31 protein-coding genes are annotated in these 24,340 nt (G+C 71.4%); 27 read left to right on the top strand and 4 right to left on the bottom strand.

The features are described 5' to 3' along the window. The first annotated feature begins 466 nt into the window (after positions 1-466). The 8 genes from OH807_RS30740 (at position 467) to OH807_RS30775 (ending at position 5,896) form a co-directional block, all read left to right on the top strand. Positions 467-1,309: a hypothetical protein gene (locus tag OH807_RS30740; RefSeq protein WP_406205341.1), complete on the top strand. Its 843-nt coding sequence runs from the start codon at positions 467-469 to the stop codon at positions 1,307-1,309. Beyond that, positions 1,306-2,208: a hypothetical protein gene (locus tag OH807_RS30745; RefSeq protein WP_406205344.1), complete on the top strand. Its 903-nt coding sequence runs from the start codon at positions 1,306-1,308 to the stop codon at positions 2,206-2,208. The genes OH807_RS30740 and OH807_RS30745 overlap by 4 nt, the downstream gene beginning before the upstream one ends. Then, positions 2,205-3,143: a hypothetical protein gene (locus tag OH807_RS30750; RefSeq protein ID WP_406205346.1), complete on the top strand. Its 939-nt coding sequence runs from the start codon at positions 2,205-2,207 to the stop codon at positions 3,141-3,143. The genes OH807_RS30745 and OH807_RS30750 overlap by 4 nt, the downstream gene beginning before the upstream one ends. Further along, the gene (locus tag OH807_RS30755; RefSeq protein ID WP_406205349.1) at positions 3,140-3,514 is read left to right on the top strand and encodes a hypothetical protein; all 375 of its coding nucleotides are present in this window, start codon (positions 3,140-3,142) and stop codon (positions 3,512-3,514) included. The genes OH807_RS30750 and OH807_RS30755 overlap by 4 nt, the downstream gene beginning before the upstream one ends. Continuing rightward, on the top strand, positions 3,511-3,993 hold the full coding sequence (locus OH807_RS30760) for a 6-pyruvoyl trahydropterin synthase family protein (RefSeq protein ID WP_406205352.1): 483 nt from the start codon (positions 3,511-3,513) through the stop codon (positions 3,991-3,993). Before OH807_RS30755 ends, OH807_RS30760 begins: the two co-directional genes overlap by 4 nt. Further along, positions 3,990-4,721, top strand: a complete 732-nt coding sequence (locus OH807_RS30765; RefSeq protein WP_406205355.1) for a 7-carboxy-7-deazaguanine synthase QueE — start codon at positions 3,990-3,992, stop codon at positions 4,719-4,721. Before OH807_RS30760 ends, OH807_RS30765 begins: the two co-directional genes overlap by 4 nt. Beyond that, on the top strand, positions 4,718-5,320 hold the full coding sequence (gene folE, locus OH807_RS30770; protein WP_406205358.1) for a GTP cyclohydrolase I: 603 nt from the start codon (positions 4,718-4,720) through the stop codon (positions 5,318-5,320). Before OH807_RS30765 ends, folE begins: the two co-directional genes overlap by 4 nt. A gap of 102 nt (positions 5,321-5,422) precedes the next feature. Continuing rightward, the gene (locus tag OH807_RS30775) at positions 5,423-5,896 is read left to right on the top strand and encodes a hypothetical protein (RefSeq protein ID WP_406205361.1); all 474 of its coding nucleotides are present in this window, start codon (positions 5,423-5,425) and stop codon (positions 5,894-5,896) included. Positions 5,897-6,013: 117 nt separating this feature from the next. Here the strand turns inward: OH807_RS30775 and OH807_RS30780 are convergent, their stop codons facing one another. Then, entirely contained in the window at positions 6,014-6,205 is a 192-nt protein-coding gene (locus tag OH807_RS30780; RefSeq protein WP_406205364.1) for a hypothetical protein, read from the bottom strand. A gap of 647 nt (positions 6,206-6,852) precedes the next feature. Here OH807_RS30780 and OH807_RS30785 point away from each other — a divergent pair. The 18 genes from OH807_RS30785 to OH807_RS30870 all read left to right on the top strand — a co-directional run bounded on the left by OH807_RS30785 (position 6,853) and on the right by OH807_RS30870 (position 20,780). Then, a complete protein-coding gene (locus OH807_RS30785) occupies positions 6,853-7,482 on the top strand; it encodes a hypothetical protein (protein ID WP_406205367.1) in 630 nt (209 codons plus the stop codon). Between the two features lie 106 nt (positions 7,483-7,588). Continuing rightward, positions 7,589-8,674 (top strand): hypothetical protein, encoded by a 1,086-nt coding sequence (locus tag OH807_RS30790; protein ID WP_406205369.1) that lies wholly within the window; start codon positions 7,589-7,591, stop codon positions 8,672-8,674. Between the two features lie 208 nt (positions 8,675-8,882). Further along, on the top strand, positions 8,883-9,428 hold the full coding sequence (locus OH807_RS30795) for a hypothetical protein (protein ID WP_406205372.1): 546 nt from the start codon (positions 8,883-8,885) through the stop codon (positions 9,426-9,428). A gap of 126 nt (positions 9,429-9,554) precedes the next feature. Then, positions 9,555-10,517 (top strand): LysM peptidoglycan-binding domain-containing protein, encoded by a 963-nt coding sequence (locus OH807_RS30800; protein WP_406205375.1) that lies wholly within the window; start codon positions 9,555-9,557, stop codon positions 10,515-10,517. 156 nt (positions 10,518-10,673) lie between these two features. Continuing rightward, positions 10,674-11,285: a hypothetical protein gene (locus OH807_RS30805; protein WP_406205378.1), complete on the top strand. Its 612-nt coding sequence runs from the start codon at positions 10,674-10,676 to the stop codon at positions 11,283-11,285. 64 nt (positions 11,286-11,349) lie between these two features. Then, positions 11,350-11,586, top strand: coding sequence for a hypothetical protein (locus OH807_RS30810; RefSeq protein WP_406205381.1), 237 nt, complete (start codon positions 11,350-11,352; stop codon positions 11,584-11,586). 95 nt (positions 11,587-11,681) lie between these two features. Continuing rightward, positions 11,682-12,047, top strand: coding sequence for an HU family DNA-binding protein (locus tag OH807_RS30815; RefSeq protein WP_406205384.1), 366 nt, complete (start codon positions 11,682-11,684; stop codon positions 12,045-12,047). After that, on the top strand, positions 12,044-12,505 hold the full coding sequence (locus OH807_RS30820) for a hypothetical protein (protein WP_406205386.1): 462 nt from the start codon (positions 12,044-12,046) through the stop codon (positions 12,503-12,505). The genes OH807_RS30815 and OH807_RS30820 overlap by 4 nt, the downstream gene beginning before the upstream one ends. A 226-nt stretch (positions 12,506-12,731) precedes the next feature. After that, positions 12,732-13,292, top strand: coding sequence for a 3'-5' exoribonuclease domain-containing protein (locus OH807_RS30825; protein WP_406205389.1), 561 nt, complete (start codon positions 12,732-12,734; stop codon positions 13,290-13,292). Between the two features lie 4 nt (positions 13,293-13,296). Continuing rightward, positions 13,297-13,746, top strand: a complete 450-nt coding sequence (locus OH807_RS30830) for a single-stranded DNA-binding protein (protein ID WP_406205391.1) — start codon at positions 13,297-13,299, stop codon at positions 13,744-13,746. 44 nt (positions 13,747-13,790) lie between these two features. Beyond that, positions 13,791-14,099 (top strand): hypothetical protein, encoded by a 309-nt coding sequence (locus OH807_RS30835; RefSeq protein ID WP_406205393.1) that lies wholly within the window; start codon positions 13,791-13,793, stop codon positions 14,097-14,099. Between the two features lie 695 nt (positions 14,100-14,794). After that, positions 14,795-15,832, top strand: coding sequence for a DUF932 domain-containing protein (locus tag OH807_RS30840; RefSeq protein ID WP_406205396.1), 1,038 nt, complete (start codon positions 14,795-14,797; stop codon positions 15,830-15,832). A gap of 113 nt (positions 15,833-15,945) precedes the next feature. Beyond that, the gene (locus OH807_RS30845) at positions 15,946-17,043 is read left to right on the top strand and encodes a DUF4192 family protein (RefSeq protein ID WP_406205399.1); all 1,098 of its coding nucleotides are present in this window, start codon (positions 15,946-15,948) and stop codon (positions 17,041-17,043) included. Between the two features lie 262 nt (positions 17,044-17,305). Next, entirely contained in the window at positions 17,306-18,385 is a 1,080-nt protein-coding gene (locus OH807_RS30850; RefSeq protein ID WP_406205402.1) for a DUF4192 domain-containing protein, read from the top strand. Between the two features lie 90 nt (positions 18,386-18,475). Further along, on the top strand, positions 18,476-19,567 hold the full coding sequence (locus OH807_RS30855) for a DUF4192 domain-containing protein (protein WP_406205405.1): 1,092 nt from the start codon (positions 18,476-18,478) through the stop codon (positions 19,565-19,567). 121 nt (positions 19,568-19,688) lie between these two features. Next, on the top strand, positions 19,689-20,081 hold the full coding sequence (locus tag OH807_RS30860; protein ID WP_406205408.1) for a hypothetical protein: 393 nt from the start codon (positions 19,689-19,691) through the stop codon (positions 20,079-20,081). Beyond that, positions 20,078-20,239, top strand: coding sequence for a hypothetical protein (locus tag OH807_RS30865; RefSeq protein ID WP_406205411.1), 162 nt, complete (start codon positions 20,078-20,080; stop codon positions 20,237-20,239). The genes OH807_RS30860 and OH807_RS30865 overlap by 4 nt, the downstream gene beginning before the upstream one ends. Positions 20,240-20,363: 124 nt before the next feature. Then, positions 20,364-20,780 (top strand): NUDIX hydrolase, encoded by a 417-nt coding sequence (locus OH807_RS30870; protein ID WP_406205414.1) that lies wholly within the window; start codon positions 20,364-20,366, stop codon positions 20,778-20,780. A gap of 4 nt (positions 20,781-20,784) precedes the next feature. Here OH807_RS30870 and OH807_RS30875 read toward each other — a convergent pair whose 3' ends face one another. The 3 genes from OH807_RS30875 to OH807_RS30885 are packed head-to-tail and all read right to left on the bottom strand — an operon-like array spanning position 20,785 to position 23,412. Further along, complete coding sequence (locus OH807_RS30875) at positions 20,785-21,297, bottom strand: AAA family ATPase (RefSeq protein ID WP_406205417.1); 513 nt, start codon at positions 21,295-21,297, stop codon at positions 20,785-20,787. Further along, positions 21,294-22,652, bottom strand: coding sequence for a hypothetical protein (locus OH807_RS30880; RefSeq protein WP_406205419.1), 1,359 nt, complete (start codon positions 22,650-22,652; stop codon positions 21,294-21,296). The genes OH807_RS30875 and OH807_RS30880 overlap by 4 nt, the downstream gene beginning before the upstream one ends. Before the next feature lie 10 nt (positions 22,653-22,662). Continuing rightward, complete coding sequence (locus tag OH807_RS30885; RefSeq protein WP_406205422.1) at positions 22,663-23,412, bottom strand: hypothetical protein; 750 nt, start codon at positions 23,410-23,412, stop codon at positions 22,663-22,665. A 30-nt stretch (positions 23,413-23,442) separates the two neighbouring features. On the opposite strand from OH807_RS30885, the gene OH807_RS30890 reads away from it, so the two are divergent. Then, positions 23,443-24,321, top strand: a complete 879-nt coding sequence (locus OH807_RS30890; RefSeq protein ID WP_406205425.1) for a glycosyltransferase family 2 protein — start codon at positions 23,443-23,445, stop codon at positions 24,319-24,321. The last annotated feature ends 19 nt before the right edge of the window (positions 24,322-24,340 follow it).

Here is a 24,340-nt window from a genome sequence, read left to right on the forward strand (position 1 = left end):
AATGCGGCGCGCGCGGTCGGGCCCTACGGCCCGGCTCGTGCGCGCCGGGCCCGCCCCTGCGGCCCACGACCGCCGCGACCTAGAGCACCACAGTCCATAACATCCGCACCCAACAGAAGAGTTGAAAGGAGCATCGCCGCCATGACCAGCCCCGAGCCTGCGGTTGACGCGCAGTCCTCCCCGTGGTTCGCGTCCCGGCCCGCCCTGTCACCCGTACCGGCCAGCGCTGCGCTCGCTCTCCCCGTCGCCGCACCCGCCGCGACGGCCGGCGGACCGGGCGATGCCGCCACACCGATCTACGACTCGCTCGTGGTGGCCCTCGGAGACCCGTTCAGCCGCCTCGGACCGACCCGAGCGCGGCAACCCCTTGCCGGAGCGAGCGGAACCGAGCACTGAACCCCGACCGACCAACGGGCAGTTAGCTCAACGCGACCCTAACGGCGACGGCCGCCTAAGTTCCCCGCTCATGGCTGCCCGCTACATCGACTACATGCCGCTGGACGACATCCGGCCCGCCGAACGCAACCCCAAGGGGCACGACGACGACGGGCTGGATGCGTCCGTCGATCAGTTCACCTTCACCGAGCCCGGCCTACTGGACGAGCGCACCGGCCGCCTTGTAGCCGGCCACGGCCGCTACGAGACCCTCGTCCGCCGCCGGGAGGCGGGCAAGCCGGCGCCGGACGGCGTCGTGGTCGGCAGCGACGGCACCTGGACGGTTCCGGTCGTACGCGGCTGGGCATCACGGGACGACGCGCACGCCCAGGCGTACCTGATTGCCTCCAACCACCTGACCACCAAGGGCGGATGGGACGGCGCGGGTCTGGCCGAGATGCTGTCGGAACTGGAGGCGGCGGATGTCGAGCTGTACGCGTCCACTGGCTTCGACCACGGGCAGCTCGACGCGCTCCTCGCCGACCTGGACACGGACGCCGCCGAAGAGCAGGCCGGCGGCCAGGAGGAACAGGACGACGCCCGGGACGAACCGGCCCGCGGTGATCTGCTCGCCCTGTCCGGAGTAACCGTCGGCGAACCCGAGCACCAGGTCGAGAAAGGCCAGGTGTGGGAGCTGGGCGAACACCGCCTCGTGGTCGCCGAGGTCTTCGACGGATGGCCCGCCTGGTCGCCGCTGCTCATCGAGGGCAGCCTCTTCCTGCCCTACCCGACCCCGCTCGCCCCGTTCGCCGACCGCGCCGCCGGACGCCGCCTGGTGATGGTGCAGCCCGAGCGGTACCTGGCCGGTCACCTGCTCGACAAATGGGCGCGGATCAGCGGGCAGGAACCCACCCTCGCGGGCGAGGACTCGTGACGACGGTCCTGCCGACCGGCGGAGGGACCTTCGACCGGGCCGAGCGGCCCATCTACTTCACCGCCGGCGGCGGCGAATACAACGCCGGACCGTTCATCCTGACCGCCGTCAACGAGCTGATGGGCGATGCCGAGGAGCAGCGGCTGCGGGCCCTCCTGGACGCCGGAAACCGCGTCCTGCTCGACAGCGGGATCTTCTGGCTCACCAACCGTCACACTCGCACCCACGGCGTGTCCATGGACGAAGCCCTGGCACTGCCGCCCGAGAGCATCGACGGCTTCGGGGAGCTGCGGGAGCGGTACATCTACCTGGCTCGCACCTACGGGGACTGGCTCTGGGGCTACATCGAACTGGACCAGGGCGGCCTGCTCCACAAGCGGGAGCAGCGCGCCCGCCTCCAGGAGCTGGGTCTGTCCCCGATCCCCGTGTACCACCCGCTGGTCGACGGGTGGTCCTACTTCGATGAGCTGGCCTCGCAGTACGACCGGATCTGCGTCGGCAACATCGTCCAGGCATCCGCGCCGGTCCGGCTGCGGATCCTGCACACCCTGTGGGAGCGGCGCCGCGCCTACCCGCACCTGTGGATACACGCGCTCGGCCTGACCGCCAACGAGTGGTGCCTGCCGCTCGCCCCGGACTCCTGCGACTCCTCTTCCTGGCTGGCACCACTGCGCTGGAACCACCAGCGGATCGAGACCGCCATGCTGCGCCGCGTCGGGAACCTGCCCGCCGGCTTCCGCTACGCCCCGGGCGACAGCGCCTCCTACGCGGCGGCCGCCGGGCTCTGCGCTGACGCCGCCGCCGCCCTCGGGCGCTGCTGGCACCACGCCGCGCACCGCATCGAGGACCTGAGCGGCCCGATCCCCGCGCGCACCGACAAGGAAGGGGCGCTGCGATGACCGCCCGCGCCAGGACACCCGTGTTGAAGAAGACCGGCGGAGGGGCCTTCGACCCGGCCAACCGGCACATCTACTTTGCCGCGGGCGACTCCGAGCACTACCCCCAGTACGTCCTGCTCGCCACCAACGACCTCCTGACCGCCGGCCATGAACGCCGACTGGTCGAGCTGCTGGACGCCGGCCACAAAGTGCTGCTGGACAGCGGCATCTTCTGGCTGACCAACCAGTACAAGCGGGCCAACCCCGGCGTCTCCATGGACGAGGCGCTCCGCCTGGCCCCCGAGCAGGTCGACGGCTTCGAGACCCTGTACGCCCGGTACGTGGAGCTCGTCCAGCGACACGGCGACCGGCTGTGGGGCTACATCGAACTGGACCAGGGCGGCCGGGACAACAAGATCCGCACCCGCGCCCGGCTGGAAGCCGAAGGCCTCGCGCCGATCCCGGTCTACCACCCGCTGGTGGACGGCTGGGACTACTTCGACGAGCTGGCGCAGCAGTACGACCGGATCTGCTTTGGCAACGTCGTCCAGGCCCCGGCACCCGTCCGCCTGAGGCTGCTGCACACCCTGTGGGAACGACACCGCCGCTATCCGGACCTGTGGGTGCATGTCCTGGGTCTCACGGTCAACGAGTGGTGCCTGGCGGCGCCGCCGGACTCCTGCGACTCCTCCACCTGGCTGGGCCCGCTGCGCTGGCCGGACGTGCGGATCGACTCCGCACTGCTGCGCAAGGTCGGTGTCATCGACCGCGGCTTCGCCTACGACCTCGACCAGCCGGCCCACCCCGAGCGCGGCCGCACCGCCTGCTGCCTGATGTGCGCGCAGACCGTCGAGGCCACCACCACCGTGTGGAAGCTCGCCCGTACCGCCCGGGACCAGCTGCTCGGCCAGCCCTCCTACCCACCCCTCACCGAACAGGAGCGACAGCCCTCGTGACCACCACCGCCAGCATCCCGCCGGCAACCGTCTGGGCCCGGGTCGATCTGCCCGGCTTCCACCACTGGCCGGCCGCACCCGACCACCGCGCCTACCTGCGTGCCCGCCACCGGCACCTGTTCCACATCCGTGCCGCCGTGCACGTCGCCCACGACGACCGCGACGTCGAGTTCCACGACCTCGCCGACGCCATCCGCGTCTGGTGGGGCCCGGGCGACCGCGAGTGCGGCGCCGCCTCCTGCGAGGCCCTGGCCCGCACCCTCGCCGAACACCTCACCTCGCTGGGACTGCGCCTCGACGAGGTCGCCGTCAGCGAGGACGGCGAAGCCGGCGCCATCGTCCGCCTGCCGCGGGAAGGGGAGCAGCCGTGACCGAGCTCCACGCAGTCACCGTCCGGCACAACTTCGAGACGGCCCACCGGTTGCCCCACCTGGCCGGGAAGTGCGAGAACCTGCACGGCCACAGCTGGTGGGCCGAGATCACCGTCACCGCCCCCCAGCTCGCCGCAGGCACCGTCGTGGAGTTCGGCGCCTTCAAGAGGGCCCTGCGCGAGTGGATCGACACGTTCCTCGACCACGGCGCCATGCTCGGCGCCACCGATCCCCTCGTACCGGTCCTCGCCGGGCAGGGCAGCAAGCTGTACCGCTTCGGCGCCGACGACCCGACCGAGCAGGAGCAGCACGCCGCCGGCCTCGGCTGGCCCAGCGTCGAAGCCGTCGCCCAGCTCCTCGGGCGCGTCGCAACCGAGGCCCTGCACACCCTGCCGCGCGCCGCCGGAGCCTACGTCTCCCACGTCCGGGTCTCGGAGACCGCAGTCAACGCCGCCTCCTGGACGGCGGCGCAGCGATGAGCGCCCTCGTGCTGCCGGCCAGCCTGCCCGTGGTGGAGAAGTTCGGCCCCACCCTGCAGGGAGAAGGACCGTCCACCGGGCGCCTCGCCCTGTTCCTGCGCCTGGGCGGCTGCAACCTGACCTGCAGCTGGTGCGACACCCCCTACTCGTGGGACGGCAAGCGGTTCGACCTGCGCAAGGAGATCACCCGCACCCCGGTGATCGACCTCGCCGAGTGGGCCGCCGAGCACCCGCACGCCGTCATCGTGCTGACCGGCGGCGAGACCCTGCTGCACCAGGGCACCGACGCGTGGCGCTCCTGGATGGCCGTGCTGCGCCACACCACCCGCCGGGTCGAGATCGAGACCAACGGGACCATCGCCCCCCAGCCGGTCACCTTCGGCGTGCCGCGGCTGACCTTCAACGTCTCGCCGAAGCTGGCGAACTCCCACGTCGATGAGGCGCGGCGCATCGTCCCCGAGGCGCTGGATGCCTTCGCGGAACTCGCTGTCAGGGAGCGAGCCCGGTTCAAGTTCGTCGCCACCGGACCGGACGACCTCGAGGAGATCGCCGACCTGGTCGAGCGGTTCCTGATCCCTCCGCACGCCGTCTGGGTCATGCCCGAGGGCACCACCGCCGAGCGCACCATCGACGTGGCGCGCTCGCTGGCCGAGCACGTGATCGGCCGGAACTGGAACCTGTCGATGCGGCAGCACGTGCTGCTGTGGCCTGGAGAGCGCAACCGATGACCATCACCACCCCCGCTCACGGTGGCGTGGACCTGGCCGGCGCCACCGCGCACGCCGCCGGGCTGCTCGCTGCCCTCGGCATTCCGTGCGACAGCGAGTCCACGGCCGGCACGCCCCGCCGCATGGCGAAGGCCCTCGCCGAACTGACCGCGGGAGTCCACCTCGACCCCACCCGGCACCTGAAGGTGACCTTCCCGCCCGAAGCCGCGCAGCCGGGGCTGATCGCCGCGATCGACGTGCCCTTCGTCGCTCTGTGCGAACACCACGTCCTGCCGTTCCCCGGCAGGGCCACGGTCGCCTACCTGCCCGCGCCCGGGGCCCGGATCGTGGGCCTGTCCAAGCTCGCCCGCCTCGCCCAGGAGTACGCGGCCAGGCCACAGGTCCAGGAGCGGCTCGGCCGACAGGTGGTCGAGGCCCTCGTCAGCAGTCTGGACGTCCAGGGCGCGGCATGCCTGATCCGATCCCAGCACGCCTGCATGACGCTGCGCGGCGCCCGGGCGCACGACGCGGCGATGGTCACCAGCCACCTGGCCGGCGCTCTGGATGCCGACCCGGCCCGCCGCGCCGAAGTCCTCGCCCTGATGCCCTCACCGTCCTGAATCAGCAGGCAAGTTGTGCCCAAGGCGGGCGATCGCAATGGAGGATGGCAGGGCCAGGTCGGGACCGCGAATCCCGGCCGCCGACAGGTCAAGGAGACCACCGTGATGTTGCTGACCGTCCCCCTCGAAGTGCCCGACACCGCTCTCCGCGTCGGACATCTGCGGGCCCAGCTCGAGCAGCTGCCGGACGACCACCTGGTCGTCGCCGACCACCACGGTCCCGAAGGCGAGAGCCGCACCCTGCTGGGCTGGCCCGTGACGGCACCGGTGCGCGACGAGTCCGGCCGACGTGTTCCCGTCGTTGCCCTCCCGCAGCTCCACACCTTGGACACCGCCGCGATGCGCGTGGCGTACCTTCGGGGCCTGCTGGCAGGGCTTCCCACGGATGCCCTGCTGGTGGCCCTGTGGGAGACCCCGGACGGCCCCCGGCAGTCCACCGTCGGCTGGCCGGTGGAAACGGACTACGTCGATGAGGAGTCGGGCGTCAGCGTGCGCGCGGTGTCCCTGCCCCAGGTCGTCAGTGGTGCCACCGGCTACGCCTACGACGAGCTCGTCTACAACCTCGGCTGGGAGTAGGTCAGTTGACTAGCCCACGGCCCGGGGCGGGCACCTAGTAACGTTACTAGGTGCCCGCCCCGGGCCGTGATGGGTTACAGCCGGCCGTGGGGTGGCCGTAGCAGGCGCAGCGCGTGGCTACCTGCTGCGCGTCAGCGCCCACAGCACGGGCCCGGTGAGTCCGAACATCGCTGATGTGGCGACGGGCCAGCCCACCTGGGTGTGCAGGCTGGCCGCGGCCAGGGCCCCGTGGGCGCACACGGCGAGGTCTCGCCAGGTGACCGGCCGGTCCGCCATCGACGGCGCCGAGGAGTCCTTGGGCTGTGCCATGATGGGCATAGTTCCCTTTCTGTTAATTGAGGGCAGCATTGCGGGACACGCGGGCCACCTCTGCAAAGGTGGCCCGCTCCGCGCCCTGAAGCTTACGAGTTGGCTGACGCCTCGCCAAATCCGATAGGTGCGCCAACGAATCGTTCCAGCTCGGGGCTCTGTGAAGTTCGTGGTGCGAGTCCTGAAGTCGAGGGAGAACGGCCGGGTCGGGGGCTGGCGACAAGATGTTCCGTCCGCGCTCCTCGGCCTGCGAAGGTGTGGCCGGCGTATCCCCATCCGGGCGCCCTGCCAGGGGAGACTTGCGTATGTCACCTTTGTTCCACGCCTCGGGAGGCCACCGCTCCAGTCTTTCCCGAATGAATGGATGAAGCCGTTTCCATTAGGCCTAAAGAGTGTGCGTAATCCATTGCTCTTTCGGGCTAACCTAATCGCCTATTGCCGGGGTTCATTCCTTTTCGCTTGCCGAATGGTTGGCCACTACTCTGAAAGGGTAGGGCTTGATTGGTATGGCGACCTCTATTCCCGCATCATTTGGCGCTTTGCGAATGCCGCTAAGGCGGACGACTGGTTCCCGGGCGGACGTTCAGAGGCTGGCGCGTGGCTGGTCGAGGAGTCGTTGACCTGCGGTTCGTCGTACGTTCGGCGACATGAGCAGCCGCCCGGGTCGTCGCCCTGCCCTCGAGCCGGAGGTCGAGAAGCGGCTGCTCGACGCGGTCCGGGCGGGCGTACCAGTGAGCGACGCCGCCCCGATGGCCGGCGTGCACGCCAGCACGGTGTACCGGTGGCTGGAGCGGGCCGAGCAGGAGCAGCAGCGGATCGAGGGCGGGCAGCGGGCCAGGCCGGGGGAGCGGCAGTTTCGCGAGTTTCGCGACAGGTTCATGCGCGCGCGTAGCGAGGGCAAGGCGCAGCTGGTGCTGCTGGTGCGCAAGGCCGCACAGGGCGGTCACGTGCTGCGAGAGCGGACCCGGCTGGTGCGCGACCCGGACACCGGTCAGCAAGTGGTCCAGACGGAGCGCGACTTCGCGCAGCCGGACTGGCGGGCCGCGCAGTTCCTGCTGGCGTGCCTCGCGCCGGAGACGTTCGGCCGAGCGGCGCAGGCCCGGATCGAGCTGGCGCCGGCGGGAGGGGGCGAGCTGCCCGCTGGGTCCGGTGGGTCGGGCGCGGACATCGACCGGCTGGCCGCCCGGCTTGCGACGATCCGCGAGGAGTTCGCGGCCGAGCTGGAGGAGGAGGCCGGCGTCGTCGATGCGGAGCTGGTGGAAGGGATCGATCCCTAAGTGTGCAACTACATTGCCATATAAGGCTGTTGTCCTCATCTGCGGCTCTTGGTGAGTGTGGGAGCAGTCGGGCCGGGAGAGGCCCAGGGGGTAGGGAGTAGCCCACATGGCAAGCAGGGACGTCGAGTTGGGCCGTACGACTGCAGAGATCGCCGAGCGGGTGTTCGGTGAGCTGTCGGCAGCCAACCGGCAGATGCACAGCATTGGCCTCGGTGAACTGCCGGACTACGCCATCAACGGGGGCGTGCTGCTCAGCACGCTTCCGCAGGACGTGCTGAGCCTGCGGGAGGTACGGGCGACGACGACGATGGCCGCGCTGTGGCGGCTGTGGGCACGGGGGAAGAACGTGGCGGCGGTGCACCCGGACATGGCTGCGGAACTGGCGACCTACAAGCTCGGGACCCTGCCCGGCGGGTTGTTCCGCAACCTGGGGCGGTTCCCGAACCTGGCGGTGGTGTTCGGTGAGCCGCCAGTGATGGAACTCAGCGTGGACGAGGGCGGCAAGGGGCGGCTGCTGGCGATCCTCTTCTGCGGGCGCAGCGAGCCGGACAAGCTGCTGTGCCTGACCAGTGACACCCGGATGGACGAGGTGTCGGTCACGGCGATCTGCGAGCCGATGGCCCAGGACGGCACCGCGCTGCCGCGTCCGGTCGGCGGGACCACGCCGCTGGAGTTCTTCCACCTGTCGATCCCGGCACGGGCGACGGACCGGTTCACCGTCGAGGATCTGGCCGTCCGGCTCGCCCAGAAGAACGGCCAAGACGAGCCGACGGAGGCGCAGCGCGCGATGGTCGAGCGTGCGTTGCAGGTTGCGGTGTACCTGTGCTCATCGAAGGCGGACATCGAGACTCCTCCGGCTCCGCGAGGCAAGGCCGCCAAACGCGGTAAGCAGCGACGCTGGAACAAGCCGGACAACTTCCTGCGGCTCGGGTGGCGGCTTGGCCCGGCCCTGCGGGCAGCACGCGTGCGCGTGCAGGAGGCGCGGCGCAGCATGCCGAACCCGGGTGCTGGCGGCGGGACGAGCGGTTGGCGGCAGTACCCGCACCTGCGCGGCGGGCACCTCAAAACGGTGTGGACCGGTCCCGGTCGCAGCATCCCGGACTCCAAGCTGATCGAGCCTTACTGGGTGTCGGAGGATCTGCTGAACGCGGACGGCGAGGCCCCGGAGGGCGTCATCCGGCCTGTGCGGTAGGCCTGTTGTCCGGCCCGCATGCAGGTGGGGAGTGTGGACGGGTCCGCTCGTGCCGGGCCCCGTCGTCCGCGCTCCCCGCCTTCCCCCGGGGGCCGGGGACGGCGTTCCGGGTCTGGTTGCGACTGGCCCGGCCTCGCAAGCGGGGCCCGGCACGGCGGACAACCTGACGCCGAGCCCCGCTGCGAACGGGGCCTCCTCGGAGGTAGAGATGCCGAACACCACGAACCTGCCTGACATGCCGCCGGGCCTCGCCGCCCGGCCCCGCGACGAGCGGCGGGGCCTTCCGATTCCCGCAGTCAACGAACAGCCCGACGGCACCGCCGACTTCGTGTCCATCAACGGTCAGGTCGCGCTGAACCTGGCGGTCAAGGGCTGCTGCTCGCTGTGCACGCTGCGGCTGGAAGGGCCGGCCGCGTTCCTGGGCGGCCCCCGCGCAGCGGATGCGGGCTGGTATTCGGATCCGCCAATGCACGAGGCGTGCGCACAAGCCGCACTGCTGCTGTGCCCGCACATGGCCCACCAGCACGCCCGTCGCGCCAGCGCGGGGCGCACCCCGGCAGGCACGGCCGTGCCGGTCGGGTTCTCGGAGGCCAAGCCGGACGAATGGGTGATGGTCCTCGCGGCGGACTACTACTCGGCGCTCGCGCCCGCCGAGGGCGGCGGCGTGGCGCCGGTCTTCATCGTTGGCGAGCGGCTTGCTGAGCGCCGATTCAGCTACCAGGACGGTGTGTTGACCGAGCAGGGCGCCGACTGACGGCGCGACCTTAAGGCCCGGTGCGGCCTAGCGTCCCGGCACACCGACCAACCCGACCGGGGAGGACACCGTGCCGATCAACCACCAGGGCGCCAGCCGGACCGACTACGGGCAGGGGGCGAGCCGATGAAGCTCGTCTCCCGCTCCGAGTGGGGCGCAGCGGCGCCCACCGGCTCCTACAGCCGCATCACGTCGACGCGGGGCGTGAAGATCCATTACGAGGGGTCTCCTGTACCCGGCGGCCTGCTGGGCGACCACGGTCAGTGCGCCGGCCACGTCCGCGACATCCAGCGCGCCCACCTCAACGACCCGAACGAGGACTGGATCGACATCGCCTACTCGTTCGTCGTGTGCCCGCACGGGTACGTGCATGAGGGGCGCGGCCTCGGTCGCAGGAACGGAGCGAACGGCAACCCGGCGCTGAACGCCGGCCACTACGCGGTGTGCGCGATGGTCGGCACTTCCGGCATCACCTCGCCGACCGGCGCGATGCTCGACGGGCTGGTGGATGCGATCGAGTACTGCCGGGCGCAGGGCGGTGCCGGCGGCGAAGTGCGCGGGCACCGCGACGGATACGCCACGACCTGCCCCGGCGATGAGCTGTACGGCTGGATCCAGCGCGGCGCACCGCGGCCGTCCGGTGGTGGAGGTGGTGGGGAGCCGCCGCAGCCCTCGGGCCAGGGGGCGGGTACTTACACGGTGCAGCCGGGCGAGACGCTCAGCGGCCTCGCCGGGCGGTTCGAGACGAGTGTGACGCAGCTCGTCACCCTCAACGGCATCGCCGACCCCGACGTGATCCAGGCCGGCCAGCAGCTCCAGGTGCCGGCGCCACCGTTCCCGGGCCGCGAGCACTTCGTCCTCGGGGCGCACAGCCCGTACGCCAAGCAGCTGCAGACGTGGCTGCAGGCCGCCGGCTGGGGGCCGCCGTACCGGGTCGGGCCGAGCGAGGACATGGAGTCGCTGGACCTGCGGAAGGTCGCGGCGCTCCAGGAGTACTACGTCGGTGATCTGGGGCCGGCGGACGGGCTGACGGGCCCGCTGACATGGCTGTACGCCTATCAGACGGCGCACGGCCTGCGCGGCCGGTAGGCGTTCAACTCAATTGAGGGGTGGGCGCTTTGAGTGCCCACCCCGAACTAAAAGTTACCTAGGTCTAGTTACTAGACTTCAGTCTGTTTTGTGCGAGGCTGGTCCTGCCAGCCGGGGAAACGCGAAGCCCCGGCCCAACGCAAGGAGCACAGCCCCATGACCGACACCCCCGCCACCGAGGCCAACACCCACGGCGAGACCGGCACCCGCCCGGCCGCCAGGCAGCGCCTCGACAAGCGGACCCTGGTCGCCCTCGGCCTCGCCGCCGCCGGGTTCGTCGCCGGTTCCGTCGTGATGGGTCGCCCCGGCGCGACCCCGGCCCCGAGCGCCCAGCCCATCCCGACCACCCTCACGCCGAGCCTGACGGCCGCCCCGGTCCAGCTCGGCACCGAGACCCCGACCCTCCCGGCCCTGCCGACCCAGGCCCCGGCCTTCGCCCCGGCCGCCCCGGCCGCCCCGATGGCCCCGGCGGCGCCCGTCGCCCCGGCCCCGGGCCTCACCCCCGCCCCCTCGATCGTCACCCAGACGACCGAACCCGTTCCTGTCCCGACCGTCACCGTGACGGTCACCCACGTCCAGACCGCACCCACCCCGATCGCCCCCATCCCGACCGGCGCGCCCACGATCTGCGCCCCCGTCCCGTCGCCCACCGCGCCCGCGACCACGGCCCCCGCGCCGAGCCCGTCGGGGAGCCCGAGCCCCAGCCCCTCACCCATCCCGACCAGCCTGCCGCCCCTCGTCCCCGGCCACCCGACCGCCAGCCACTGACCGGAACCTGACCGGCCCCGCCGCACGGCGGGGCCGGTCAGGCCCACCCAGAAAGGACACCGCCATGCGCGGCCCCGCTCTGCTCGTCGGCTCCCTCCTCGCCGGACTGGTGCTCGGCACCCTCAGCGGCGCCGCCGTGGCCCGCACCGCCGACGGTCCCGGCCAGCCCCCCGCCGTCCCCGCATCCCAGCCCGCACAGCCCGGCTGCGCCACCCCGTCCGGCACGGCCAAGCCGGTCGCTACCCCGACCCTTCCCGCGCCCAGCCCGGCCCCGGCGCCCGTACCGCGCCTGGCCGCATAAGGCGCCACATGCCCCGGGCCGGGCGCCGTGACGACCCACCGGCGCCCGGCCCGGAACCACATCCCGCAGGCCCCATCCAGGACAGGAACTCCGCCGTGAACGTCAACAGGCAGAAGCTCATCGACCGACTCGCTCCCCAGCTCGGGGGTCGACGTGCCGCCGCCGCCGCCGCCCTCGAAGCGGTGCTGGACACCATCGTGCGCGCCGTCGTAGACGGGGACACCGTCTCCGTGACCGGATTCGGATCCTTCGAACCCGCCCACCGCGCCAGCCGCCCCGCCCGCAACCCCCAGAACGGCGCGCGCGTGACGATCCCGGCCCGGACCGTTCCCCGGTTCCGGCCGCACGAGCGTTTCAAGGATCTCGCCGCCGGCCTTCGCGAGCTGCCCGAGGGCGTCAGCTCCATCCGCAAGGACCCCAAGGGCACCCACACCCCGATTGCCGCCCCGGACGCCGCATGAGCGCCAACCTGCCCGAGCGCCTGGCCGCCCTCTTCGACCAGGCCCAGCCCGTACCGACCCCGTTCGTGCTGCGCCGCGACACCGACGTGTCCGGAGTATCGGGAACCGGAACCGTCGCGGAGGGCTGCTTCTTCTCCGCCGCCGCCGGCTCGACCGCGGTCACCCGATGGCGGGGCGAGCGGGGCTCCACCGTCGCCTGGGACCGGGCGCAGGACGTCGAGGCGGTCCACGGCCACGGCGGAGCGACCCGCGTGATCGCGCTCCCGCTGCCGGCCATGGTCTCGGCCCTGACCTCGATCGCCTCGCTCGGCGAGCAGCGCGTGGGCGATCAATGGGCGGACGGGTGGAACCAGGCCCTGGAGGCCGTGAGGGGCCTCATTGAGGCCGCCCTCGGCCCGCACCTGGACAGCGGCTCGGCGGCGAGCCCGACCAGAGAGAGTCGTCCTGGCCACGCTTGACGAACCCGACGCGGTCAACGCCGAGGCCCTCCGCATGGCCAGCGGCGACCCCGTCCGACCGTTCCAGTGACCGAACGGCGCGGCCGCCCCGAGTAGACCCGGGGCGGCCGCGCCCGGGCCCTTTCACGCCCCAGCGTCGCAGCCGGCACGACCACCCCAGCGTCGCAGCCCGGCCTGACCCGGCCGGGCGCCGCGCCAACTCCAACCCACCATCTGGAGACAACCCGTGAGGGTCTTCTACAGCGCCCAGTACCTCGACTACAGCGACCGGCTCGTCCTGATCAGCATCGGCCTGGTCCGCGAGGACGGCCGAACGTACTACGCGGTCAACCGAGGCCTGTCCGCGCGTCATGTCCTCGCGGATCCGTCGCTGCGCGCCGCCGCCTGGCCGTATCTGCCGACACGCGACGACACCCTGCTCGACCGCAGCCACCCGGACGTCAAGATGCGCAGCCGCATCGCCGCAGAGGTCGACGCCTTCCTCGCAGCAGTGCCCGACCTCGAACTGTGGTCGTGGCGCGGGGCCTACGCCCACGTCCTGCTCTGCCAGCTGTTCGGCACGGAACTGGACCTGCCGGACGCGGTCCCGGACTGGACCAACGACCTGCGGCAGGAGGCGCACCGCCTCGGCGTGGATCCGGACGAGCTGCCCAGCCAGCAGACCCGCCGGCATCACGCCCTGGACAACGCCCAGCACCACCGGATCATCGCCCGGTGCCTCGACGCGGCCGCAGTCTCCGACCCGTTGGAGACACCCGGTACGCCCCTCAGCCAGGCAGGCAGGTAATCCGGTGAGTATCACCAGCCACACGACCCTCATCGGCCGTATCCTGCGTGACCCGCAGCTCTACGAGCCGCCGGGCAGCGGGCCGTCCAAAGCCACCGTCACGTTCACCCTGCAGCAGCGGCCCCCGCTGGCCGGCGGCGGCCGGTCCCGCGGCTCGGCAGACAGCTCTCTGACCCTCCGATGCGTCGCCCGGGGCGGCCTTGCCCAGCAGATCGCCACCCTCCAGGCCACCACCAGGGTGATCGTGGTCGGCTCGCTGACCCAACGGCTCCACCAGCCGCCAGGCGAGAACCAGCGGATCATCGTGGAACTGGAGGTCCAGGCGATCGGCCTCCTGCTGGACGGCGGCGTGGCCCGCAGCCACCCCGCCCTGACGCAGCCCGCCGACGGTCACGACGCTGCCCGGACGCCGGGGGAAGCCCCCGGCTACTCGCTCGGTCCGCGTCCGTCCTGATACACATAGAACGACCCCACCCGGCCGCACGCCGAAGGAGAACGATGAGCGGCAAGACGCCGAGCATGAAGCTGGCCGACGCCGCGACCGCGCTGGAGAAAGCCCTTAAGGCCGTCGAGGAAGCCGGTCTCGATCAACTGCCGCTGCTGGAGGCGCTGCGAGGTCCGCTCGAGAAGGCCGACGCCGTGGTCGCCCGCATGCGAGAGCTGCGCCGCGAGACAGTCGTCGCCGCGTACCCGGACCGCAGCCTCGCCGTCTACCAGATCGCAGCTGCCTCGGGGATCGTGCCGAACCTCGTCACCCGATACGCGCGTGAGGCGGGCCTGGAGATGCGCAACAGGCGCAGCGGGTAGGGGACCAGATTTCGAAGGCCAGGCCCGTGCCGCTCAGCGGCACGGGCCTTCTGCCGTCGGTCACCCAGGCAGCAAGGCTTCTCAGCCGCGCCTGCACCGGCGCAGGCGAGCCCTGGCCTCGCCCCCGGGACCGCGCTGTCGCGGCGGCCGGTCTGCCGGTGCGGTCGTCGCCCCAGCGCCACTCGCAGACCCGCCGCCGTACTCGGGCGGGACGCTCCCCGCGCCCGGCATGACCAGGCCGCGGCTGGCCGCCTCCTCGAGGGTGTCGCGCCGCACGCTCGCGGCGAAGCGGCAGCCGGCACCGGCGGCGGTCGGCGAAAACGGCGGACCCAGACTCGCCGCGCCGACCCACGCGTGGTGCATCGCGATGGCGCGCACGAGGCCTCGGGCGGCCGGGCGCAGCAGTCGGGCATAGGGGGACTGAGCCCGGTCGGCGGTCGCGCTCGACCCGCATCGGGACCGGGGCAGCAGGGCGGGGTGCCGTGGCTCGGCGCGATGGTCCACGCTAAGCCCGCCGATGGGAAGCCCCATGGAGGACTCAAAACACGTCTATCGAACCACAATTGACGTTTCAAAGGGTGTGCCCAAGGCGACCCCTCGAAGAATAGACTGAGGTCAAGAAAGCAGACAGAAGTCAGCTTTCACCGGTTGCCAGTCCGGGCCGCGAACCCGGACCCACCGCACAGGAGACACCCATGCGACAGAGCGACGTCATCACCGGCCGCGCCGACCTCGGAGCCATCGACAACACCACCGGCGAGGCCGCCTTCTACTCCCACCGCCAGCCCGCCTGGCACGGCCTCGGCACCGTCACCGAGGAGGCCAAGACCAGCGACGAAGTCCTGCACCTCGCCAAGCTCAACTGGCTGGTCGAGAAGCGCCCGCTGCTGTCGATGAACAAGGGCAAGCTCGGCAAGAAGATCCCCGGCCGCTTCGGCACCTTCCGCGACGACACGGGCGACTGGGTCGGCGGCCTCGTCGGCAAGAGCTGGACCCCCATCCAGAACCGCGAGGCGTTCGCCTTCCTGGACGAGCTGGTCGGCGGCGGCCACGTCACCTACGAGACGGCCGGAGCCATCGACGGCGGCCGCGTCGTCTTCATGTCGACCGCAGCCCCGAGCATCACCCTCGACCCCGAAGGCGCAGCCGACCGCATCGACCTCTACACCTTGTTCGCCAACAGCCACGACGGCCGCTCCGCCGCCGTTGCTGTCGAGACCCCCATCCGCGCCGTCTGCACCAACACCCTTGACTTCGCAGTCAAGGAGGCGCAGCGCACCTGGAAGATCCGCCACACCGCCGACGCCCTCTCCCAGCTGGAGGAGGCGCGTCGGGCCCTCGGCTACAACGAGCGCTTCGCCGCCGCCTTCGAGGCCGAGGCCATCCAGCTGTTCCAGACGGCCATGACCAACCAGGACTTCGACAAGCTGATCACGGAGCTGTGGGGCACTCCGGCCGAGGGCGCCCGCAAGAACGTGGTCGCCAAGTACACCGAGCGCCGCGACCGCCTCCACCACCTCTTCCGTGAGGCTGACACCCAGGAGAACATCCGGGGCACCCGTTGGGCCGCCCTCCAGGCGGTCATCGAGTTCGACGACTACTTCCGGGACGTGAAGACCCCCGAGGAGCTGACCGAGCAGGAGCACCGCAACAACCTGGCGATGACCGTCCTGCTGCACGACCAGAAGAACCCGATCAAGGACCTCGCCAAGAGCCTGCTGCTCGCCGCGTGACCCATCGGTGCGGCGGGGGTCGTCAGCCCCCGCCGCACCCCTCGCGGGCCACCCGCCCGCCGCCCGCCGCGCCGCCACCCTGCGGCGCGGCCCGCCCCCAGCCGATGGGACCCATGATGAGCAGCAAGAACTTCAACTTCGCGAACCCGGCCGACATGGTCGAACTCGTCCCGCACGTGATCGGCCACCACCCGTACGGCAACGTGGTCGTGATCGCCCTCGACCAGGAACTCGACAGCCCGGGCGCCGTACTGTCCCCGATTCCCGCCCGCCCGGCCGACTGGAGGCACCTCGCCGGGGCGATGACCGCACGCGCCGCCCAGGACGCCCGCATCGACGCCCACCACGTCATCCTCGCCGTCTGCCCCGACGAGACTGACGCGGCCGGGCAGCAGTGGTACGCACCCCTGGGCGCGGAGTTCGCGGCCGCCTGCGCCCGCCGGCACCTCGCACTGACCCACAGCCTGTTCATGACCACCACGCACTGGTGGCACCTGACCGGCAACGGCACCTTCGCGGGCGCACCGCTCCCCGGCACCCCCCGGCGCATCCAACCTTCGCCAACCGCGGGTGAAGGGGAAGCGGCGACCGGGGCATGCTCCACAGGCGTCGCAGGCGGCACCGGTGGGACCGCGCCCGCCGAGGCGTGGACGCGCGGGCCGGTGCCCGGCGAGACGACGGCTCGGCACGCCGTCGAACGGGCACTTGCCGACCTCGGCCGCGAGCTCGCAGCCGGCCACGGCACCACCAGGCGCCAGCTCCTTGCGCTCCTCGACCAGGCGCTGCGCCCTGGCGACGCGCAAGGAGAGGGCGCCATGGGCGACGATCTCGCTGCACGGGTGCTCGTCGCGGTTCAGAACGGCCCGCTGTTCGACGCCGCCGCCGAGCTGTGCGAGATCGGGGACTTGGCGCGCGCGCAGGAGCTGTGGGCCCGTGCTGCCTGGCTGTGCGTCGATCCCTACCGCATGCTGGCCGCTGCGCCGCTCAATCTGCTCGCGCTCACGGAGTTGTTGGCCGGGGATCTGTCGAGGGCCCGGGCGATGGTTCTGGCCGCCATGGCCGCCAAGCCCGGCGATGCGACCGCCGAGCGCCTGTCTCGGATCCTCGACTTTCAGGAGGCTCGCGTGCTGACGCGGGGCATGGACGCCGTCGCGCTGCTGCACCGCGATCTGCGGTCCGGGCGGGCACGTCTCCGGGCTGAGCGGGACTGAGCGAGGAACCGATAGCAGCGCCTCTGCCGATGGCCGGGGCGCTGCTCTGGTTCTCGTGCGAGAGCCGGTGGGCGGCGGGGCTGCTCCTCGCCATCGCCGGGAGCGGGTGGAGGGTCAACTAGGCGGATCTGAGGGGGCTTTGGGTGTGCCCAAGCAGTGGCCTCAGAAAATAGACTGGGGTCAAGAAAGCAGACAGCAGTACGTCTGCCTGGTTGCCAGTCCGGGCCGCGAACCCGGACCCACCTAGACAGGAACACCCCCCATGACTGACCCATCCCAGAACACGGTGGTCGTGCCCGGCCCCGCCGGCTTCGTGGCCCTGATGCCCTCGCTGTTCGGCTACTACCCGGACGGCGGGTTCATCCTGTGCGGGATCAACCCCAGCACGAACGAGCCGCGCGGCATGGCCAGCACGGAACTGCCCACTGACCCCTCCCACTGGGAGGCGCTCGTCCGCGACAGCCTCGAATTCCTGATGGGCTCCACTGCCGCCCACGGCATCCGGACCCAGGCCGTCGTTGCCTTCATCTGCCCCGACCCCTCCGAGCCCGGCTACGGCGCCGAGTCCCGCGTCACCCACCAGCCCATCACCACCTACCTGCGGGAGGCGTGCGCCGAGCGGCAGGTACACGTACTGGACAGCCTGTACGTCACCCGTACCCACTGGTGGTCGGCATGCTGCACCAAGCCTGAGTGCTGCCCGCCCGAGGGTAAGCCGATCCAGGACGCTGCCGCCGAGGCTTTCGCGGCCGAACTTGGGAACCACACGCCGTACGTACGGCGAGCCGATGTGCTGGCCGACCTCGCCCCAGCCTCGGGGGCGGACGCAATCCGGTACAGCGACGCCATCGACCGCGCGACGATCGCCCTCCACCGGAAGATCCGCGCGGAAGGCAACCAGACCGTCGTGGACGACGGGAAGGATCTGCTCGCCGACACCATCCGCAGCCTCGCCGCCGACACCACCCCGGCAGACCTGGATGACGACCGCGCGGCCGAGCTTCTGCTCCTGCTCCAGTACCGCGACGTGCGCGACGCCGGGATGCAGTACATCGAGCCGGAGGAGGTCGGCGCGGCACGGCACCTGTGGCGCTCTCTGGCCCGCTTCGGCGTCGAGCCGTACGGCGACTACCGGGGTACCCCGCTCGCCCTCTACGGCCTGACTGCTTGGGCTGAAGGAGAGACAGGCGTCGCCCGGATCGCCGCCCACGCGGCCGACGCCGCCGAATTCGGCAACAGCCTCGCCGAACTGCTGGTCGGCTTGATCAACACCGAGCCCGACTTCGAGGTCACGCGCCGCATGCTGCACGCGCACCGCGCAGGTCTGCACTCCGCCGACTGAGAAGGCCCGGCGGGCCGCCCGGCACACGGCCGGGCGGCCCGCCGGGCCCACCGCGACCAGACCCGGAACCAGACCCGCGAGGAACACCCGATGACCATGATCGACATGCCCGCGTTCGACGTCCACGACCCGCAACAGGCCGCAGAAGCCCTGCCGTTCCTGATGGGCTTCCGGCCGGACAACAGCATGGTGGCCTTCATCTACGACGAGACCAACGAACGCCCCCACGGCACCGCAAGGCGCGACATCCCCGCCGATCCGGCCGAGTGGAACGAATGCGCCGGCCAGTTCTTCCACACCGTGCTGCACCTGATGGGCCACCCCGACGGGACCGCCAACAGCCTCCTGCTCTACCTGAGCCCCGACCCCGCTGCCGCAGCGAACGGCTACGCCGCGATGCGTCGCTACGAACCTCTGGCCGCCCGGCTGACCGAGGCCGCCACCCAGCACCGCGTGGCCACACTTGGCACCCTGTTCGTCACCACCACCCACTGGTGGGCCTACGACCACCCCGAGCCGATGTACTGCCGCAGCGAAGGGATGCCCGCCCACAGCCCCGACTTCCCCGGCCCCATCACCACCGCCGCCGCGCTGGGCGGCATCCCGATGCCGCCCAGCCTCGCCGAGGTGCACGCGCAGATCACTCCCATCACGGGCCCGCTCGCGGACGCCCAGACCCGTTCCCTGGACCGGGCCGCGACGCGCTGGAACGAGCGGATCGGGTCGAACAGTCTCCACGCCGAGGACCAGAGCTTCACCACCCTGCTCGACACGCTGCTCCTGGACGGTGGCGACGGCAGCCCACTCGCCGACCTCGACACGGATCTCGCGGCCGACTTGATCACTGGTCTCCAGTGGCGCCACCTGCGCGACCTGGCAATGGAGTTCACCCGACCCGCCGAGCTGCGCCGCGCACACGACCTGTGGACGCTGCTCGCCCGCCGGTGCACGACACCCGACGGGGAGATCGCTGCCCCGCTGCTGACACTTGCCGGGTACACGGCGTGGGCATCCGCCGACACCGCCATTGCCGTGATCACCCTCAGGCGGGCGCGCCAGGCGGACCCGTACTACCAGCTGGCAGAGCTGCTGCTGGCCATGATCACGAAGGGGCTGCCCCTCGACCGCATCCTGGCCACCACGCAGCGCCAGAGGGCCCTGCGCCTCGGGCGTCTGGACTGAAAGTCCGATCCGGGGCGGCCGTCACCAGGACGGCCGCCCCACCACCGGCCGACGCGACGCCACAGCAACGGATCGATACAACGGGCCGGATCACCTCACCAACCACCACGGGGGCAGCGGAATGGACAGCAGCGCCGACTGGGACGACCCAGAAGAGGACGACGACGGCCAGCAGCCCTCCCCGCCCGTGGCGGACCCACTTACCGGGGAGGTGAGGGTCCTCAGCGACCTCTGCACCACATGCGTCTACCGGCCGGGCAACCTGATGCACCTCGCTCCTGGGCGGCTGCGCCAACTCGCCCGGGAGGCACTGGCCAAGAACGGGCACATCGTCTGCCACTCCACCCTGCCCGCCCTCGCCCCGCCCGGGACCAAGGCGGCGATCTGCCGTGGCTTCGCCAACGCGTACGGGCCTGCCGTCTACGCCCTGCGCATGGCCGCCGCGTACGGCCGGCTGGTCGAAGTACCGCCTCCACCCACACCCGACCCGACACCCGAGGGACGGCAACCATGACTGACCCCCTCCACCTGCCCGACCCCTGCGAGGACTGCGGCGCCGCCGCTGGCAGCCTGTGCTTCACCGACTGCCCGACCGGGCCCACGTGGGAAGACATCCACGGGTCGCGCGAGCAGGCGCCGACCCGGGACGAGGATTCCCGCCCGCCCGCCTAGCCCCACGCGATATAACGGCCACGGCCCCGCTCTCGGGCCGTGGCCGTTCCCGCGCCCAGGCCCACCGCTGCGCAATCCGGCCCTGGCCGGGAACAATCGAGTGCACAACCGAGAGGAAGCGACGATGCCAGCGGACCGCGTTGATGTGGCCTACGTCCTGATCGCCGACAGCGACGGCGAGAACGTGCTCCTGGTGCGCAACCACGACAGTTGGAGCCTGCCGGGCGGCCGGCGCGAGGTGGGAGAAAGCCTGGCCGAAGCAGCTGTGCGCGAGGCCAAGGAGGAAGCCGGCGTCGTGGTCGAGGCCCGACGGATCGTGGACGTGAGCGAGCGCATCACGGACGACCTCCACGACGTGTTCACCGTCTTCAGCGCCGAGCTGCTGTCCGGCGACCCGGCCGCCAACGAACACGACGACGACGTGACCGAGGTCGCCTGGGTGCCCGTGGCGCAGGCCAGCCAGCGGATGTCCTGCTACCCGGACGGCGTGGAGGCCCTCCTACGCGCGGGCGGAGCCGGCCACAGCGCCACCCGCGGGTAGCGATTCACTCTCTCGGTGTCGAGAGCGCAGCACCCAGAATCAGGCGCGCTGAGTCATCCAGCGTGCTCTCCGGCCCGATCATGACCTCTCCCACTCCGGTGAGTACGTCATACGGAATGAACCACCGGCTCATCTCGTCGGCCCCGAACTCCGCCGACTTCCTTCGGGTCGCGTGTCGTGCCACGGTCTCCTCCCACGGAAGATCGAAGTAGAAGAAGAAGCAGCGCTGCGGGTGGTCGAGATACAGCCTGCGAAGCATGCTGCCGTACAACTCGGCGGCGAGAACGCCCTCCAGAAGCACGTGGCAGCCCCGGCCGAGGGCAACCCTCGTCATCGCGTCGATCATCTCGATGGTGACGCCCCCTTGCACGTCGGGTTCACCGAGGACGTTGATCCGGATGGTGTCCTGCGAGATGATCGCCAGCCGCTCGTTGGACAAGGACCGAACGCGCCAGGCCGTGCTGGTCTTGCCGGATGCCGAGTTGCCTCGGAGCACGATCAGGCTGGGCCAGCTCATGCCCGCGCCACGGACCGGTTGATCCAGCGCTGCTCCTCCGACCTGTCTCGCAGCGGGGCGACCAGCCACGGCACGAGCCGCGGGGCAGGGACGGCATCGATCGGCTCGGACGGGTGCAGAAGCCCTCGCTCGCAGGTCTCGGCCGTCCAGACGGTGACCCGGGCTCCCGGATGGGCGGGGTTGATGCCGATCTCGCCCTTCGGGCCGCAGGCGTCGTTGAATGGCGTCGCGATGCCCACGGTGTTCCAGTGCGCCCATACCTCCAGCGCCTTGGCCTGCTCGAAGACGTGGTAGAGCCGGTGCGCGTATCGGTCGAGCAGACGGACCTCCCGGAACAGGAGCTGGCCGAGCAGGCCCGGTGCGGCTGCCGCGAGCGTGCCGAGGTCCGCGCGGTCGAACGTGAAGGTGGAGGCGTCCGTAGCCGGGGCGAGTGTGGTTGTGGCGAAGCGGTGGGACAGGCGCCGGCGGACGAACGGCGCGACCTGGCGGGCCAGGCCGGGCTCGATGGTGTTGACGAGTCGGAGGAGCCGGTCGTGGTCGGGGTGGAATCGGCCGAGGTCGAACAAGACACCCATCCCATCGACCGCCGCGAAGGCGAGCTGCTTGTAGAGGTGGTTGTTCAGCTCGCCGCGGGCGGCGAGCTCGCGGGTGGCCGAGCTGGTGGAGTGGGACATCAGGTACTCGGCGACGGTCTCGAAGTACAGGTAGCCGAGGTAGGGCATCACCGGGACGGCGGCGGCGAGGGCGTCGAGGAACGGCCGGTCGGCGGTCGGTCGGCCGCTGGCGTTGCGCAGCAGGGTGTCGAGCAGCGGCGCGCTGGCCTGCACCCGGTCCGCGACGGAACCGGTCACCCGGTCGTCCTCGTCCGGGGTCAGGGTGTGTCGGTGGGCCTCGAAGACCCGGAGGTGGATGGCGCCGAGGCGCAGGTAGTCCAGGCCCACCGCGGGTGCCGGGCGGTCGGGGACGATCTCGATGACCAGCGGTGTGCTGTCCCGGCGGCTGACCAGCTGGGCCCGGGCGTCCAGCAAGTGCGCGCCGAGGTTGTGGGGCCTCAGCGCGCCGCCGGGCAGCGGGGTGAGCGGGGATCCGTAGACGGCGCCGACCAGGCAGCCGGTGGAGGCGAGCAACTGGCCGCTGGAGCGGACGGCGTCCAGGGACCGGGTGAGGTGCAGCAGATGGAGCGGGCCGCCGGCGGTGAGGACGCGGAGCATGGCGTTGTCGCGCATCAGGTCGCCGTTGGGGCTCTGTGCGAGGCGCCGGCGCCAGTCGTTCTCCGTGTCGGCGAGCCCGGTCGGGGCGGGGTGGCCGGTCGGGGCCCCGTAGTCGGTGTGGGCGTGGTCCCAGTCGGTGTGCACGGGTTCTCTCCTATTCGGGCCGTACGGCGTGGAGCGCGAGTTCCAGCGCCTGGGCGTCGCAGGCTCCGTCGCGCCGGGCCCGCTCGCTGCGCACCACCAGGTCGTGGGCGAGTGCGGGCGCCCAGTCGGGAACCGGGAGCCGTAGGCGGCCGGGGTCGGGCCACCAGCGGGGGAGCGGCAGCCGGTAGCGGTCCAAGGCGTCGGCGAGCTTCAGGAGGTCCACCGCAAGCCCGTGTCGGCGGTACTCGCTTTTGTCGTCCTGGTCGAAGGTGTGGTGCGGAACGTCGTGGAGGGCGACTGCGACGACTGCCTCCGCCGAGGGGGCCGTGCCGAAGGCGGAGGTGACGGTGTCGAGATGGCTGGCCAGCCAGCGGGCGGTGCGTCGGCCGTGGCCGGGGTCGTCCCGGTCGTGCCGGCGGCGGCAGTCGTGGCATGCCGCCGCAGCCGCGAGAGCGAGCACCCGCTCGGGGACGAGGCCCAGGCCGGGGGCCAGGAACTGTACGAGGAGCGCCACCCGGGCACCGTGCCGGACACCGTGGATCGAGTCGGTGGTCTCCGTGCGGGCGAACCAGGAGGCGTTCGGTACCAGCAGCCTCACCGATTGTGGCAGTCTGGCCCGGACATCCGCACCGGCGGGCCGGTGGCCGGCGATCCAGGCCAGCGTGGCCCGGTCCATCACCTGGTGGTCCGGGAGCTGACCTGCCTCGGCCAGTTCTCGCAGCGACGGTTCGCCGGTGGGCGGCGATGTCGGTGTGATCATGAAGGGTTCCTCGAAGTGGGGTCGGGTGCGATGGGCGTCACGCTGGGCGTGGTGGTGCTGACGATGGGAAACCGGCCGGCGGAGCTGCGCGCGCTGCTGGACTCGGTCGAGGCCCAGGAAGGCGGCGACAGCGGCGTACGGACCGTCGTGCTCGGACAGGGCATCGAGCTGCCCGAGCTGCCCGGATGGGTCGACGCGGTCGAGTTGGCGGAGAACCTCGGCATCCCCGGCGGGCGGAACGCCGGCGTCGAGCGGCTGCGCGAGCTCGGCGGTACCGACGTCCTGGTGGTCCTGGACGACGACGGCCTCCTCCCGAGGACCGACACGTTCCGCCTGATCCGCGAAGCGTTCGAGCAGGACCCGAAGCTGGGCATCGTCTCCTTCCGGATCGCCGACGAGACCGGATTCACCCAGCGTCGCCACGTTCCTCGTCTCGGGGCCTCCGACCCCATGCAGTCCGGGCCCGTCACGACCTTCCTCGGTGGGGGCCATGCCATCCGCATGTCCGTGATCGACCAGGTCGGGCTGTTCCCCGCGGAGTTCTTCTACGCGCACGAGGAGACCGACTTCGCCTGGCGGGCGCTGGACGCCGGCTGGGGGATCGAGTACCGGGCGGACATGGTGCTCCAGCACCCCCGCACCGACCCCGCCCGCCACGCCGCCTACTACCGGATGACCGCCCGCAACCGCGTCTGGCTCGCCAAGCGCCACCTGCCCGCACCGCTCGTCCCGGTCTACCTCGTCTCCTGGACCGCCTACACGCTCCTGCGCCGCCCGCCGATGGACGGCCTGAAGGCATGGTGGGGCGGATTCTTCGAGGGCGTCCGCGTGCCGTGCCCGCCGCGCCGGCCGATGCGGTGGACCACGGTGTGGCGGATGACCAAGCTGGGCCGGCCGCCCGTCTTCTGACGGACCGGCCCAGCAGGCC

Source organism: Kitasatospora sp. NBC_01560, assembly GCF_045208415.1.
Taxonomy (GTDB): Bacteria; Actinomycetota; Actinomycetes; order Streptomycetales; family Streptomycetaceae; genus Kitasatospora.